Source organism: Haemophilus haemolyticus (genome assembly GCF_003352385.1).
GTDB lineage: Bacteria > Pseudomonadota > Gammaproteobacteria > Enterobacterales > Pasteurellaceae > Haemophilus > Haemophilus haemolyticus_I.
On record NZ_CP031243.1, the window covers coordinates 540,596 to 555,334 of the forward strand.

At 39.0% G+C, this 14,739-nt stretch carries 15 protein-coding genes; 3 read left to right on the forward strand and 12 right to left on the reverse strand.

Going from position 1 to position 14,739, the window contains the following annotated elements:
- Positions 1–70: 70 nt before the first annotated feature.
- The 11 genes from prmA to menB all read right to left on the reverse strand — a co-directional run bounded on the left by prmA (position 71) and on the right by menB (position 10,860).
- Positions 71–958 (reverse strand): 50S ribosomal protein L11 methyltransferase, encoded by an 888-nt coding sequence (gene prmA / locus DV428_RS02830; RefSeq protein WP_114908607.1) that lies wholly within the window; start codon positions 956–958, stop codon positions 71–73.
- Between the two features lie 34 nt (positions 959–992).
- Positions 993–1,865 carry a DMT family transporter gene (locus DV428_RS02835; protein WP_114908608.1) on the reverse strand — a complete coding sequence of 291 codons (873 nt, stop codon included), beginning with the start codon at positions 1,863–1,865 and terminating at the stop codon, positions 993–995.
- Positions 1,866–1,984: 119 nt separating this feature from the next.
- Complete coding sequence (gene panF / locus DV428_RS02840; protein ID WP_114908609.1) at positions 1,985–3,439, reverse strand: sodium/pantothenate symporter; 1,455 nt, start codon at positions 3,437–3,439, stop codon at positions 1,985–1,987.
- Positions 3,436–3,693 (reverse strand): YhdT family protein, encoded by a 258-nt coding sequence (locus DV428_RS02845; RefSeq protein WP_005634512.1) that lies wholly within the window; start codon positions 3,691–3,693, stop codon positions 3,436–3,438. Before DV428_RS02845 ends, panF begins: the two co-directional genes overlap by 4 nt.
- Before the next feature lie 109 nt (positions 3,694–3,802).
- Positions 3,803–5,248 carry a surface lipoprotein assembly modifier gene (locus DV428_RS02850; RefSeq protein WP_114908610.1) on the reverse strand — a complete coding sequence of 482 codons (1,446 nt, stop codon included), beginning with the start codon at positions 5,246–5,248 and terminating at the stop codon, positions 3,803–3,805.
- Between the two features lie 64 nt (positions 5,249–5,312).
- Positions 5,313–6,134: a Slam-dependent surface lipoprotein gene (locus DV428_RS02855; RefSeq protein ID WP_114908611.1), complete on the reverse strand. Its 822-nt coding sequence runs from the start codon at positions 6,132–6,134 to the stop codon at positions 5,313–5,315.
- Between the two features lie 157 nt (positions 6,135–6,291).
- Positions 6,292–7,638: an acetyl-CoA carboxylase biotin carboxylase subunit gene (gene accC / locus DV428_RS02860; protein WP_114908612.1), complete on the reverse strand. Its 1,347-nt coding sequence runs from the start codon at positions 7,636–7,638 to the stop codon at positions 6,292–6,294.
- 176 nt (positions 7,639–7,814) lie between these two features.
- Positions 7,815–8,282, reverse strand: coding sequence for an acetyl-CoA carboxylase biotin carboxyl carrier protein (gene accB, locus DV428_RS02865; protein WP_114908613.1), 468 nt, complete (start codon positions 8,280–8,282; stop codon positions 7,815–7,817).
- Positions 8,283–8,438: 156 nt separating this feature from the next.
- Positions 8,439–8,888 (reverse strand): type II 3-dehydroquinate dehydratase, encoded by a 450-nt coding sequence (gene aroQ, locus DV428_RS02870; RefSeq protein ID WP_011272319.1) that lies wholly within the window; start codon positions 8,886–8,888, stop codon positions 8,439–8,441.
- 56 nt (positions 8,889–8,944) lie between these two features.
- Positions 8,945–9,934 carry an o-succinylbenzoate synthase gene (gene menC / locus DV428_RS02875; RefSeq protein ID WP_162790763.1) on the reverse strand — a complete coding sequence of 330 codons (990 nt, stop codon included), beginning with the start codon at positions 9,932–9,934 and terminating at the stop codon, positions 8,945–8,947.
- A 68-nt stretch (positions 9,935–10,002) separates the two neighbouring features.
- Positions 10,003–10,860: a 1,4-dihydroxy-2-naphthoyl-CoA synthase gene (menB, locus tag DV428_RS02880; protein ID WP_114908615.1), complete on the reverse strand. Its 858-nt coding sequence runs from the start codon at positions 10,858–10,860 to the stop codon at positions 10,003–10,005.
- 145 nt (positions 10,861–11,005) lie between these two features.
- On the opposite strand from menB, the gene DV428_RS02890 reads away from it, so the two are divergent.
- Positions 11,006–11,572 (forward strand): DUF5358 domain-containing protein, encoded by a 567-nt coding sequence (locus DV428_RS02890; RefSeq protein ID WP_114892411.1) that lies wholly within the window; start codon positions 11,006–11,008, stop codon positions 11,570–11,572.
- A gap of 71 nt (positions 11,573–11,643) precedes the next feature.
- On the opposite strand, the gene rpsT is transcribed toward DV428_RS02890, so the two are convergent.
- Positions 11,644–11,907 carry a 30S ribosomal protein S20 gene (gene rpsT / locus DV428_RS02895; RefSeq protein WP_005548279.1) on the reverse strand — a complete coding sequence of 88 codons (264 nt, stop codon included), beginning with the start codon at positions 11,905–11,907 and terminating at the stop codon, positions 11,644–11,646.
- Positions 11,908–12,173: 266 nt separating this feature from the next.
- Here rpsT and murJ point away from each other — a divergent pair, with 266 nt between their 5' ends.
- Together murJ and ribF are read left to right on the forward strand one after the other, a co-directional pair.
- Complete coding sequence (murJ, locus tag DV428_RS02905; RefSeq protein WP_114908616.1) at positions 12,174–13,748, forward strand: murein biosynthesis integral membrane protein MurJ; 1,575 nt, start codon at positions 12,174–12,176, stop codon at positions 13,746–13,748.
- Positions 13,749–13,794: 46 nt separating this feature from the next.
- Positions 13,795–14,721: a bifunctional riboflavin kinase/FAD synthetase gene (gene ribF / locus DV428_RS02910; protein WP_162790764.1), complete on the forward strand. Its 927-nt coding sequence runs from the start codon at positions 13,795–13,797 to the stop codon at positions 14,719–14,721.
- The last annotated feature ends 18 nt before the right edge of the window (positions 14,722–14,739 follow it).

Sequence of the window (14,739 nt, forward strand, 5' to 3'; positions counted from 1 at the left end):
CGCATTTTGCCTTACTTTGCAAAGTGAAATTTGTTTAAAAAATACACTTTTTTTGATTGACAAAAAGAAATTAAAGCGTTTTTAGCTTACCCGTAATTCGGCACCATTCTTCTCTCACCGCAACTGGCTCTAACGCAAATGTTTGCGTATAGGCATCGGATACCGATTGAGCTTGAGTTTCTAAAATGCCCGATAAACCGAGATCGCCATTCGGTTTAACAAGTTGGCTAATGATTGGGTAAAGTTCTTTGAGAGGGCCAGCAAGAATATTTGCCACCACGACATCAGCTTTTAAATCAGAGGGTTTTTCATCAGATAAGAACAGCTGTAGGCGATCTGCAACGCCATTTTGTTCGGCATTATTGCGACTGGCTAGAATCGCTTGTGGATCGATATCAATTCCCACCGCACTTTTCGCACCAAGTTTTAATGCGGCAATAGCTAAAATGCCTGAACCACAACCAAAATCAATGACAGTTTTATCTTTTAAATCTAGGCCATCTAGCCATTCTAAACATAGTGCGGTTGTAGGATGCGTGCCTGTACCAAACGCTAAACCTGGGTCGAGCATCACATTGACGGCATTTTCATCAGGCACATCACGCCAACTTGGACAAATCCATAAACGTTTACCAAATTGCATTGGGTGGAAGTTATCCATCCACTCGCGCTCCCAGTCTTTATCTTCTATTTGTTCAATTTTGTATGCCGTATTGCTATCTAAGTGTTTCGCTTCTTTTAATAAGCGGACTATTTCTGCCATATCTGTTTCTGCATCAAATAACGCAATAACATCGGTGTTACCCCATAAACGAGTTTCACCAGGCAAAGGCTCAAAAATCGGGGTGTCTTGACTATCCATAAAAGTCACAGAAACGGAGCCGATTTCTTCTAAAAAATCACTTATTTGTTCTGCTTTTTCATTGGTGCTATTTAGGCGAATTTGAATCCAAGCCATTTGTTTTTTCCTTTATTTCATAAAATGGGACGTATTATACCGATTTTTTCAAAAGTTTCGGCAGTAAAGTCGAGCCAAGAGTGGCAAGCATGATGATTGTTATACCAAGTGCAGCTGAAAATGACAGTGTTTCACCAAGTAATGATACGGCAAATAAGATGCCGAATAACGGCTCAAGTGCGACTAAAATACCGGAGATATTGGCATCCACACTATTAAGGCCTTTATTCCATAACCAATAGGCAAGCCAGCTACAGCCAATGGCAAGATATAATAAACCTGCAATACCCGTAGAATTTAATGATATTTGCCAGTTTTCTGTGAGTAATAGCGTAAATGGCAATGTTGTGAGGGTCCCAAGTACAATGCTGACGGAGGTATAGGCTTGCGTTGAGACTTTGGCTACAACTCGCTGTGTCCAACGCAGCACAGCAGCAAAAATGATCCCAGCACTTAGTACTAATAAACAGCCAAATAAACTGATGTTATCAATGCCTTCATTATTTTTTCCACCATTGATTAAAATCGCCACGCCAATAAATGCCATTGCGCCGAATAGCCAGTGAAACCATTTTGCTTTGTCTTTAAAGAAGAAATGCCCAACAAATACAACGAGCAGCGGTTCTAGCCCAATCATGGTGACTGCACTGGACGCAGAGGTATATTTTAGCCCGATGAATTGCAATAAAAATACGGCGGTGTAGTTAAAGAATGCCAACCACCAAAGCTGTTTACGCATGGGTTTATCAATTTTTTTCCAACGACGTAAAAAGAGTGGCATGACAATAATCATTGCAATAATTAACCGCACTTGCACAACAAGCACAGGATCCATCATCGAATAAGTGAGCTTACCGACGATTAATGAACTGCTCCAAATAAGTAGCGCAAGAATTTGATAGAGCATTGATGTATCCCTGTGAATTGTTTCAATTCTATGTTTTAGCGTAGAAATTGCTGAAAGTGAGAAAATTAAATATCACCTTCCTCTCATTTAGAAGAAGGTGACAGCATATTAATTAATGCTTAAAGTGCGGTAACTTTTAATTGAGTTTTTTCAATACGACGTTCACCCAATTTATTACCCACTAAAAAGGCAATTAATCCAAATACTAATGACGGTACGATTTGATGGAAATTAAATAATTTTATGCCAAGTTGAGTGAGCAAGATATAACTCCCCAAGCCGATAATCATTGAGCTTAACGCACCATAAGCATTTGCTTTATCCCAGTAAATCCCTAGCACAATCACCCATAAAAATGCGGCTTCCAGTCCACCAAAGGCAAATAGGTTTAACCAAATAATCATATCTGGTGGATTGAGGGCGGCAACGATTAGAAGTGCGGTCAAAATCAGCGTAATAATTGATGAAAAATAACTCACTTTTTTCTCATTTTTGGCAGCTTCTGGTTTTGTAGAAAGGTATAAATCTTTTACAAAAATAGAAGAAGATTGAATAAGTTGCGCATCAATTGTGGACATAATTGCTGACATCGGTGCGGCTAAGAAAATACCGGCAATAATAGGTGGTAATACTTTTAGCATTAAAGTTGGAATCACTTGATCTGATACCGTTAAATTTGGAATAACTGCACGACCAAGTGCACCAGCTAAGTGCATCCCGAACATAATGATGGAAAGTACAATTGTTCCTATCAGCATGCCTCTATGTAAGGCTTTGCTATCTTTAAATGCCATACATCGAACAGCTGTATGTGGAAGACCGACGACCCCGAAACAGACGAGCACCCAGAAGGAAGCCATAAATTGAAAATCTAACATTCCATTTGGCCCGTAAGGTGTGACTAACGCAGGATCGATTTCTGTTAATTTATTAACCGCACTTTCTACACCACCGAGCGCATAAATGGTTCCTACAAGGAGAATAATAGTACCTAAAATCATGACGGTACCTTGAATAGTATCCGTGAGTACGACAGCACGGAATCCCCCGATAAATGTATAGATACCTACCGTTAAAGCAAATAAGAGCAATGCTTGAGTATAAGAAATGCCAATGGTTGTTTCTAGTAAACGCGCACCGCCAATAAATTGCACGGTCATGGCCGCAAAAAATGCGAGAAGAAGGGCAAGGCTTGATAGCCAGACTAAATATTTGTTTTTATAACGATAAAGGAAAAGATCGTTAATCGTTAACGCATTGGTTTCTCTTGATAATAGTGCGAATTTTTTACCTAATGCGCCTAATGCAAGCCACACAGCAGGGACTTGAATCATCGCAAGTAATACCCAGCCTAATCCGTATTTATAAGCTGCTCCAGGGCCGCCTACAAAAGAACTTGCACTGGCATAAGTTGACGCGGTTGTCATTGCAAGAACAAAACCCGTCATCGAACGATTACCTACATAATATTCCGTTAGGAAATCGCCTTTGGTTCGTTTTACATAAGCGAAAATCGCAGCACCAAATATAAATGCAAGATAAATAATTAAAGGGAGAATAATACCTAAATTCATTTTTGATTCTCCTCATCCTTGATTTCAAGAGAGATATCTTGATAAATAATTTTGATAATCCAATGGCCAATTACAATAAACAGAATAGGCAAATAAATACAAGAGAGTTCGAACCAGAGGGGGAAACCAATCGGCCCTTGAGTTTCTTTAGGCAAATAAGCACATAAGCACCAACCTATCACATATAAAATAGATAGACCTAATGCCCAACTAGCTTCCTTGGCCGCTTGTTGATAACGTTGTTTTAATGTCATGTTTCTTCCTTAAAATTTTTATAAGTGAAAGTATATTTTTGAATGGTATAAGGGGCGTATATTTCATACGCCCCTTGTGTTTGCTAATCTTACAACTTTTTTGAATAATTCAAAATGTTTTGCTGATTTCTAAGTAAATTCGATTTTTATCATATTCATAAAAAGGATGATTACTGGTTACCTTTTGATACGACCAAGATAATTTCGGTGTGATTCCCCAGATATGAAAGTTTCTATGCCAGATAGTAAATACTGATGCATATTCCTTATTTTTCTGGCGAATACCAATAAGATCTTTTTCTTTATAGGCACGTTGTGCATAATTCAGGATTAAACGAGTTGATATTCCAGCTTTCCATTCTTTCCCCCATCCTAATCGGACATTTTTTCGTTGATAAGCGTTATCTAAATCTCGAGTATTTTCGCGATTATAATCAACGCCACCAAACCAATACTGTCCATTTTTCGCTAGGTAAAGTAGCGTAGAGGAAGCTAGATAGTTATTTCCATTTAGATGTTTACGAGTTTCATAGCGTTGTTCACCATATTCAAGTGCGGTTGAAATTTGCCATTTTTCATTTAGCCAATTGGATAAATCCAATCTAGCACCTGAATTTTTAGAGTATTGTTTCATCGCATTTCCACCAGATGAGCCGCCTGCATACCAGCGCTTCTCTGTAAATGGCATTAATGATAGTTCAAATCGTGCAGTTTGGTATCCAAGACCCACACCAGTTCTCACGTTAAATTCATTATATTTCTTGTTATCCCAATAATATTTCCCACTACCTTCCAAGGATAATTTTGTAAAGTAGTTGTGAGGTAATGACCATTTCTTTTCAGCATTCCCAAAATACGAAAATCCTCTGGCACTTTCTTTTTCCCAAGCTGTCCAGTTGCCAATTTTGGTGCCTGCTTTTGGCGCATTATTGATATTACTTTCATTTAAAAAACTAAATCCACCTTGGATTTTCCATTGTTCTCGTTGATTTAAGGCTGAAAGATATTGTTCAATTATTTTTACAGAATCGGGGGAAACTTGCTCTGCTCTTAACTTTTGAAATTGATCTTTTGCCGCCTCGTTATCATTATTCAGAAACAAGGCTTGAGCTAATTGATAGCGTAAAGGTAAAAGATCAGTTTTCTGTGAAAATAAGTGTCGGTAGGCTTTAACGGAATCAGAAAAATATCCTTTTTCTCGTAAGTCAATCGCTTCAGCCCATTCTAACAAAAATGGATCTTTTTTAGGTAAAGGCTGATATAGCGGTAATAAAAGTTGTACTGCCTCACCATTATTTTGCAATACGGCAGGAATAAGACCGCGAATAATCAAGTCAGGATGTTTCGATAATTCTTCTTTTGTAATTGATAACTTCGATGGCTTGTTATTGGCTAAAAGTGCGGTTGGTTTTTGTGGTAAATTTGGTTTAGCCAAATGTAGCTGTTCATCTAAACGCCCATCATGTGGCTGAGGCGATTTTTCTACAGCAATAGAATTTGATGCTAAAAATAATGCTACGGTGAGAGATAAACTAAATTTAGTTTGTATATTCATTTTTATCCTTATTGGGAAAGAATAAAGCAAGCCTAAGCTTGCTTTAATTTAATAGAATAAAAGGCTATTTTTTTGCCGCGAATGCACCAGCCCAAGAATTATCATTTGCTTTCACTAAGCCGCCTAATTCTTTTGCATTTTCGCCATAGAATTTCCCTTCAGCTGTACCTTGAGAATTTAAAAGATCAGACTTAGCTGTTCCTGCAAAACTATTTCCTGAAATCTTTGTATCAACTGTCACAACATCAACATTACCAGCGCTAATCGTCCCTGTTAATTTTTTATTACCAAAATCAGCAGTGAAAGTTGAAGAACCTTTTATATAATCTTCATCTGGTAATTTATCTGTATCTGCTGAAATAACGCTATCCCCTCTATAGGTCACTACACCTGATGATGGCATTGATTTTGTAGGGTTTCCATTATAAAAGAAAATATCTTCTTGACCTGCTTCAACATTGCCAATAGTGCCAATACGAACATTTGTATATTTTCCACAGCACACGGAAACGTTATTAGGGAATTTATAGCTATTAAATGTTGAACCTGCACCATATTCCGCCCAACTACCAGAAAAAATATTACCACCATTAGATGGAGGTGCAATACGAACAGTTTTACCATCAATAGATAATGTTTCTAAATTATAATCCGTCAAATTTGCACGTTTAATATTAGCATTGTCATCTTCACCTGTAGCTACTAATGCTGCTCCAGTTTCATTGGAAGAGACTTGGACTGGATTATTGTTACCTACTGCTGTCGAATTAATTTGATTTTGCCCATTATCAGGAGCCGAATTATCACTGCCGCCACTACTTCCACAAGCAGCTAAAGTTAATGTAGCTAAAGCTGTTAAACTAAACTTTAAAATCGCATTCTTCATCGTTTACCTCTAAGTTCTTTATTAAACACATTTAATATAAATACATAAAATAAATTTATGTAGACTTTCATCTTACCATAAAATTAATATCATTATGTATAAACCTATAAAAAATAAGGTAAAAACAATGTCTGCCTTTACCTTAATAACTTATAAATTATTCATGCATCCCTAATTTTTTCTCCAAATAGTGGATGTTTGTTCCGCCTTTTTGGAAATTTTCATCTTCAAGAATTAATTCATGAAGTGGGATGTTGGTCTTGATACCATCAATAATTGTTTCAGATAATGCATTTTGCATACGACGGATTGCAACTTCACGCGTATCGCCATAAGTGATAAGTTTTGCGATCATAGAGTCGTAATGTGGAGGCACAGTATAGCCGCCATAAACATGAGAATCCCAACGAACGCCCAAACCGCCCGGTGAATGTAAGTGATTTACTTTACCTGGAGACGGTAAGAATGTTTTTGGATCTTCTGCGTTAATACGGCATTCCATTGCATGACCTTTAACTTTGATGTCTTCTTGTTTAAAGGAAATCGGCAAGCCTGCTGCGATGCGTAATTGCTCTTTCACTAAATCTACACCTGTAATCATTTCAGTTACTGGGTGTTCTACTTGAATACGCGTATTCATTTCAATGAAATAGAATTCGCCGTTTTCATATAAGAATTCAAATGTACCTGCTCCACGATAGCCGATTTCTACACAAGCTTTTGCACAGCGTGAGCTGATATCGCGACGAACTTCTTCAGTGATACCTGGCGCAGGTGCTTCTTCCACAACTTTTTGGTGACGACGTTGCATTGAGCAGTCACGTTCAGCCAAATAAACTGCATTGCCATGCGTGTCTGCTAATACTTGAATTTCCACGTGACGTGGATTTTCTAAGTATTTTTCCATATAGACCATATCATTATTGAATGCAGCTTTCGCTTCTGCTTTGGTCATCGCGATAGATTCTTCTAATGTGTCTTCGCTACGTACAACACGCATTCCTCGACCGCCACCACCGCCAGATGCTTTGATGATGATTGGATAGCCAATACGTTTGGCGATTTCTTTATTTTTACTAATATCGTTACCTACAGGCCCATCAGAACCCGGTACACAAGGCACGCCTGCTTTTTTCATCGCTTTAATAGCTGAAACTTTATCGCCCATTAAACGGATGACATCTGCTGTTGGGCCGATGAAAGTGAAACCTGAACGTTCAACTTGTTCAGCAAAATCAGCATTTTCAGATAAAAAACCGTATCCTGGATGAATTGCATCTGCGCCTGTTACTTCGGCGGCAGCAATGATAGCTGGAATATTTAAATAACTTTTTGCGGAAGGTGCTGGACCGATACAAACGGTTTCATCTGCGAGTAAAACGTGTTTTAAATCACGATCGGCGGTGGAGTGAACCGCCACTGTTTTAATACCTAATTCTTTACAAGCACGTAAAATGCGTAGTGCAATTTCACCGCGGTTAGCAATCACAACTTTTTCTAACATAAAAGAGTCCGTTTAGTCAGATAGACGTGAATTTTTATGTAGGTTCTTGAAATATTGTTCTCCCTATAAAATTTGGTGTAAACAGATTTCAATTTATATTGCCTACGATAAATTCTCTCTAATTGTTTGTATATGAAATAGGCGGACTAAAGTCCGCCCGACGAAAATATTGGAAATTATTCAACAACGATTAATGGTTCGTCGAATTCAACAGCGTCACCGTCGTTGATAAGAATTGCTTTTACTACGCCAGCTTTGTCCGCTTCAATACGGTTCATCATTTTCATTGCTTCAACGATACAAAGCGCGTCGCCAACTTTCACAGATTGACCCACTTCAACGAATGCTTTTGCTTCTGGGCTTGGACTGCGATAGAACGTTCCTACCATTGGTGAACGTACAAGATGGCCTGATAATTCATCAGATGCAGCTGGTGCTGGTGTCGCTGCCGCTTGAGCTTGAGCTGGCGCAGCAGCTGGAATTGGTGCTACTACTGGTGCTGCAGCATATTGAACGGCTGCAGGAGCAATTGCTGGCGCTGCACGGCTAATACGTACTGTACCTTCTTCTTCCTGCACTTCTAATTCAGTAATGCCAGATTCTTCTACTAATTCGATTAATTTTTTGATTTTACGAATGTCCATACGTTCTTCCTAAAAAGATTGAAATTTTAACCGCACTTTTAAATAAACGAAAAAGTGCGGTTATGAATAAACTTATTTTTGTGTTGCAAAGATTACCTTAAATTTTGCAAATTTGCGATAAAATTCTGTGAATTTCGCCAAAAATGCTCGATTTTCTTATTTTTTAGCAAGGTAATCGATGGCAAATAAAAAGGCAAATTCGTAACCTTTTGCGCCCAAACCGCAAATAACGCCTTCAGCCACATCGCTAAAATAAGAATGATGACGAAATGGTTCACGTTTATGTACGTTGGATAAATGGATCTCCACAAAAGGAATTGAAACAGCTAAAAGTGCATCGCGCAATGCTACACTGGTATGGGTGTAAGCTGCAGGATTAATTAAAATAAAATCGACTTGTTGAAAACTTTCGTGGATCTTATTAATTAATTTTTCTTCACTATTGGCTTGAAAACATTCCACTTTTACATTGTGCTGAGTGGCTAAAGTTTGTATTTTCTCTTCAATGGATGCAAGAGAAATACTGCCATAATGTTTTGGCTCACGAGCCCCTAACATATTTAAGTTCGGGCCATTTAACAGCAAAATTCTGTGTGTTTGCGACATTTTTAATCCTTTTTGTGTGACGCATTATACTGGTTTTTCGATTTTTGGTGGTCGAATCAGATAATTTTAGTGATAAATTCAGATTCTAAATCCACAATAGGTAAATCAGAACCAGGCCAAGCGCGTAGCACTTGATATTCCATCAAATCTAACGTGTCTAAGCCTGGAGTCACATTCGGGGTGTATTGTTGTGCGATTCGCGCGAGCTGAGAGAGCCCTAAACTGCTTTCGATACTTGAACTAATAACTGCTTTTAAACCTAACGAATGTGCTTGGTTAATGAGTTCAGTACAACGTTGAATTGAACCAATTAAAGTGGGTTTGATGACGACAGCCGATAAGTGCGGTTCTTTTTCCAAGCAAAAATTAGGCTCTCGCACGGATTCATCCCATGCAATCGCAATGTCGGTTTGAGCAGCAAATTCATGGCTGAGTTCTTGTGTTTTACAAGGTTCTTCTAAAAATTGAATACGTTTTCTATGTTGCGGTTTGACTTTAGCGGCAAATTGTAACGCTTTTTCTAACGACCAATGGCGGTTTGCATCTAGTCGTAATTGTAAATCGGGAATCGCTTCTAAAAACATATCGGCAATTAATCCATCGCGATTGGCTTCGTATATGCCCACTTTCATCTTTGCCACTTTTTCGCCTTTCATGCTCGCAAGTTTGGCGTACAACTCATCTGGATCGCCATAACAAAGTGGTGCTGTATGGTAATTACCTTCAGTTTGTAAATAACCTTTCATTTCATCCATTGCGCAACTGATACCAAAAGCAACGGAGGGATAGGTGCCATCTAATGGTACGCGATGTGCATCACAGCTTGCATTGCACCATGTCGTTAGCCATTCCATTGCTTGTTCTTGAGCTTGGTCTAAGGTTTCTTCGCTAAAACCAGGTAGCGGGGCGATTTCTCCCCAACCGTCTCGGCTGCAACTTACTCTTACGATTAAGCCTTCACGGCGTTTTAGAAAACGATCACGCAGAATAAGTTGGCTATCAACGGGGATGGAATAACGGTAAAGATTAAATGATTTTTCAGCCATGCTTGCTCCCAATACAAAAGTGCGGTCAAAATTCACGAAGATTTTTAACCGCACTTTAGAACGATAAATTAAGGGTTACGTCTGAATTTACTGAAGTCTGGAGCGCGTTTTTCATTAAACGCATTGCGACCTTCTTGACCTTCTTCAGTCATGTAAAACAACATTGTCGCGTTACCCGCTAATTCTTGAAGACCAGCTTGGCCATCACAGTCAGCATTTAATGCCGCTTTCAAACAACGAATTGCGATAGGGCTATTGCGTAACATTTCACGACACCAGCGTACGGTTTCTTTTTCAAGATCAGCGTAAGACACAACGGTATTGACTAAGCCCATGTCTAATGCTTCTTGTGCATTATATTGACGGCATAAGAACCAAATTTCACGCGCTTTTTTCTGACCCACTAAACGAGCCATATAGCTTGCGCCCCAACCACCATCGAATGAACCAACTTTTGGCCCAGTTTGACCGAAAATAGCATTTTCAGCAGCAATCGTTAAGTCACAAAGCATATGTAATACATGGCCACCACCAATTGCATAGCCTGCCACCATTGCCACAACTGGTTTTGGACAAGAACGAATATCGCGTTGGAAATCCAATACATTTAAGTGATGTACGCCGCTGTCATCTTTGTAACCGCCGTAATTGCCTCGCACTTTTTGGTCACCACCAGAACAGAATGCTTTTTCGCCTTCGCCGGTTAATACGATGACACCAATGTTTTCATCGAAACGTGCATCAGAAAATGCAGTGATCATTTCTTTCACTGTTTGTGGACGGAACGCATTACGAACTTCAGGGCGGTTAATCGTGATTTTAGCAATACCATCAGTGGATTTATGATAGCGAATGTCGCTATAGCCTTCACTGTGATCGACCCATTCAATAGGCGCATATAACACATCATCTTTTGGATTTTGCATGAGAATTCCTTTTAATTAACGTAAAAAAGTGCGGTCATTATAGCGGAAGTTTTTCGGATCAGGAAAACTAAATTCATTTGCTGCTTTATCTGTTGTGAAGATATTGCTAGAATTTTGCGCATTCTCACTTTTATAAGGATCAAATGTGAAATTAATTGCAACCTTAGGTGTGGCAGCATTGCTGTCTGGCTGCTCAATGTTTGGTAGCTCTCAATCCGCGATCCCAGGTGAATTTGCAGGGGCGGATTACCAACTTTCCGATCAAGATGCAAAACAATGGGCGATTGCAAGTAAGCAAGCAGAACAATGCGTTTACCCAAATTTAACTCGGATTTTACAACAGCATTTTTCTAAAGAAGATAGCTATATTCACTCACAATATGTCTTTTTCTATCCATTGGAAAAAATTATTGGCGAGCAATATGTAAAGATTATTCAAGGTGATGAAAAATCGATGAATTACGCAAGCTATCAGTTTAAAAAATTCCGTACCGAAGTAGGTAATGTTGAGCCTTTAACTGAACAGGCGTGTTTAAAATTACGTAATGAAGCGCGCGATGATTTGGCTGTCGTGAAAGGTCAATATAAAAATGGCATGGTGGAAGTGCAGAAAAATGAAGATGGCACACCGAAAAATCCTGATGGTATCGCGACGAATGAAAATAAATTCTTCTTTGATATTATCAAATGGGGATCGATGTTGTTGCTTTAGCCTAAAATTCAATGGAATAAAAAACCGCACTTTAAAGTGCGGTTTTATTTTTTGTTCTTTCTAGCTAAAAATTACGCTAATTTTTTGATTTGTGCAGCTAATTTAGATTTGTGGTTTGCTGCTTTGTTAGCGTGGATTAAGCCTTTAGAAGCCATACGGTCAACAACTTTTTGCATTTCAACGAATGCTGCTTCAGCTGCTGCTTTTTCACCTGCTGCTACTTGAGCATATACTTTTTTGATGTAAGTACGCATCATAGAGCGTTGGCTTGCGTTGTGTTGGCGGCGTTTTTCAGATTGAACCGCGCGTTTTTTTGCTGACTTGATATTAGCCAAGGTCAAACTCCTAAAATTTCTGTTGATTGATAGACAAAATAAAGGGCGTCAATATGCCGATTTTTTATACTTTTGTCAATGGAAAATTTGTGTTGATTTCGGTGAGACACAACCGAAAGTAAGTATCGTTATTTTTACAAGCTCTTTCAATATGGGCTCACACAAACGATGTGCGGCGGATTTTATCAGTTTTTTTTCACGGAATATAGCGTAAAAACAAAATTTCTATACAATTAGGCAAAAATTTTAGGGTAGAGAAGAATATTTTGAGTAAACGACTTTTAAAATCTAGCATTGTTGTTAGTTCTATGACTTTATTATCAAGAGTGTTAGGTCTTGTGCGCGATGTGGTTATCGCTCATCTCATTGGGGCAGGCGCGGCGGCGGACGTTTTTTTATTTGCTAATCGTATCCCAAATTTTCTTCGTCGTTTATTCGCTGAAGGGGCTTTTTCACAGGCTTTTGTCCCTGTTCTCGCAGAATATCAGAAATCTGGCGATATGAATAAAATCCGCGAATTTATTGGAAAAGTTTCTGGTACTCTTGGGGGATTGGTGAGTATTGTTACGATCCTCGCGATGGTTGGTTCACCTGTCGTTGCCGCTTTATTTGGGATGGGCTGGTTTACCGATTGGATGAATGATGGCCCTGACGCACATAAATTTGAACAAGCTTCCCTTTTACTTAAAATAACTTTTCCTTATTTATGGTTTGTTACTTTTGTGGCACTTTCTGGCGCGGTGCTTAACACGATTGGGAAATTCGGCGTAATGTCCTTTTCACCAGTGTTATTAAATATAGCGATGATTGCGACCGCACTTTTCCTTGCACCACAAATGGATAACCCAGATCTTGCTCTGGCTATCGGGATTTTTCTTGGCGGATTATTACAGTTCTTATTCCAAATTCCATTTATGAAACAAGCCGGTTTACTGGTGAAACCCAAATGGGCTTGGCGGGATGAAGGCGTAACTAAAATTCGCAAATTAATGATCCCTGCGTTATTTGGTGTATCGGTAAGTCAAATTAATCTTTTGCTGGATACAGTGATTGCAAGCTTCTTAATGACAGGTTCAATTAGCTGGCTGTATTACTCCGACCGTTTACTGGAATTTCCTCTCGGTTTATTTGGCATTGCGATTTCTACCGTAATTTTACCAACGCTTGCTCGCCACCACGTCAATCGTGAAGGCGATTCAGATAAAAGTGCGGTTGATTTTCGTAATACAATGGATTGGGGCGTACGAATGATTTTATTACTTGGCGTTCCCGCAGCCATTGGTATTGCTGTATTGGCTCAACCGATGTTACTTACGCTCTTTATGCGTGGAAATTTCATGCTAAATGATGTTTATGCCGCCTCTTATTCTTTATGGGCCTTTAACGCGGGTTTGCTTAGCTTTATGTTGATTAAAATTCTCGCCAATGGCTATTACGCCCGCCAAGATACCAAAACACCAGTGAAAATCGGCATTATTGCCATGGTGAGTAATATGGGTTTTAACCTATTGGCAATTCCTTTCAGTTATGTGGGTTTAGCCATTGCTTCAGCTATGTCGGCAACTCTTAATGCCTATTTGCTCTATCGCGGATTAGCCAAAGCGGATGTCTATCATTTTTCACGTAAAAGTGCGGTCTTTTTTGGAAAAGTTTTATTGGCAGCAATCGCAATGGGTGCAGCAGTTTGGTATTACGTCCCTGAAATCAACCAATGGGCGAAAATGGATTTCTTGATGCGTGTTTATTGGCTTGTTTGGTTGATTGTATTAGCCGCAATAGTTTATGGCGCAACGTTGATTTTATTAGGCGTTCGAAAGCACCATTTGCTGACAAAAAACTAACTTCTCGCTATAATGCCGAAATTCTCTTATTTTCATGGATAAGGACATGCAATTAATTCGTGGGCTTCATAATGCAAATCGTGTTTTACAAGGTTGTGCGCTAACGATCGGCAATTTTGATGGTGTGCATTTAGGGCATCAAGCAGTCCTCCGCCATTTGCGCCAAAAAGCTGACGAATTAAATTTACCCATGGCGGTATTGTTATTTGAATCACAGCCGCGTGAATATTTTATGGGGAAAAATGCACCAGCGCGCTTAATGCGTTTGCGTGACAAAATCTATTATCTAGAAAAGGCTAAGGTTGATGTCGTAATTGTAGCGAAATTTGACCGCACTTTTGCTGAACAACCAGCTGATGTTTTTATTGAACAAACGCTTGTTAATCATCTACATGTGAAATTTTTAAGCATTGGCGATGATTTCAAGTTCGGCTCAAAACGCCAAGGCAATTTTGCAATGTTGCAAGCAGCAGGTAAGTGTTTCGGTTTTATTGTTGAAGATAACCGTAGTTTTTGTCTAGATGAACAGCGAATTAGTAGTACGGCAATTCGCGAAGCGTTAGCGAATGATGATTTACAACTTGCAGAAAATTTACTCGGCAAGCCTTATCGTATTTTTGGACGAGTGATACATGGCAATAAATTAGGGCGAACCATTGGTTTTCCTACCGCGAATGTTCGCTTACATCGCCAAGTGAACCCAGTAAAAGGGGTTTATGCGGTGAAAGTGCGGTTAAAATCGGGTGAGATTTTTAACGGCGTGGCAAATATGGGAAAACGCCCAACTATAAATGGATTAATGCAATTATTAGAGGTTCATTTATTTGATTTTTCTCAGAATATTTATGGCCAAATGGTGGAAGTCGAATTCTGCCACAAGATTAGAAACGAGATTAAATTTCCGTCTTTTGATGATTTGAAAATGCAAATTGAGAAAGACGTAGAAACTGCGAAAGCGTTTTTTAACAGTTAATTTTAAAATGTAAAAATT

Bases quoted from the DNA above. Each gene is read 5' to 3' on its own strand.
- prmA (WP_114908607.1), bottom strand. From the start codon at position 958: ATGGCTTGGATTCAAATTCGCCTAAATAGCACCAATGAAAAAGCAGAA.
- DV428_RS02835 (WP_114908608.1), bottom strand. From the start codon at position 1,865: ATGCTCTATCAAATTCTTGCGCTACTTATTTGGAGCAGTTCATTAATC.
- panF (WP_114908609.1), bottom strand. From the start codon at position 3,439: ATGAATTTAGGTATTATTCTCCCTTTAATTATTTATCTTGCATTTATA.
- DV428_RS02845 (WP_005634512.1), bottom strand. From the start codon at position 3,693: ATGACATTAAAACAACGTTATCAACAAGCGGCCAAGGAAGCTAGTTGG.
- DV428_RS02850 (WP_114908610.1), bottom strand. From the start codon at position 5,248: ATGAATATACAAACTAAATTTAGTTTATCTCTCACCGTAGCATTATTT.
- DV428_RS02855 (WP_114908611.1), bottom strand. From the start codon at position 6,134: ATGAAGAATGCGATTTTAAAGTTTAGTTTAACAGCTTTAGCTACATTA.
- accC (WP_114908612.1), bottom strand. From the start codon at position 7,638: ATGTTAGAAAAAGTTGTGATTGCTAACCGCGGTGAAATTGCACTACGC.
- accB (WP_114908613.1), bottom strand. From the start codon at position 8,282: ATGGACATTCGTAAAATCAAAAAATTAATCGAATTAGTAGAAGAATCT.
- aroQ (WP_011272319.1), bottom strand. From the start codon at position 8,888: ATGTCGCAAACACACAGAATTTTGCTGTTAAATGGCCCGAACTTAAAT.
- menC (WP_162790763.1), bottom strand. From the start codon at position 9,934: ATGGCTGAAAAATCATTTAATCTTTACCGTTATTCCATCCCCGTTGAT.
- menB (WP_114908615.1), bottom strand. From the start codon at position 10,860: ATGCAAAATCCAAAAGATGATGTGTTATATGCGCCTATTGAATGGGTC.
- ribF (WP_162790764.1), top strand. From the start codon at position 13,795: ATGCAATTAATTCGTGGGCTTCATAATGCAAATCGTGTTTTACAAGGT.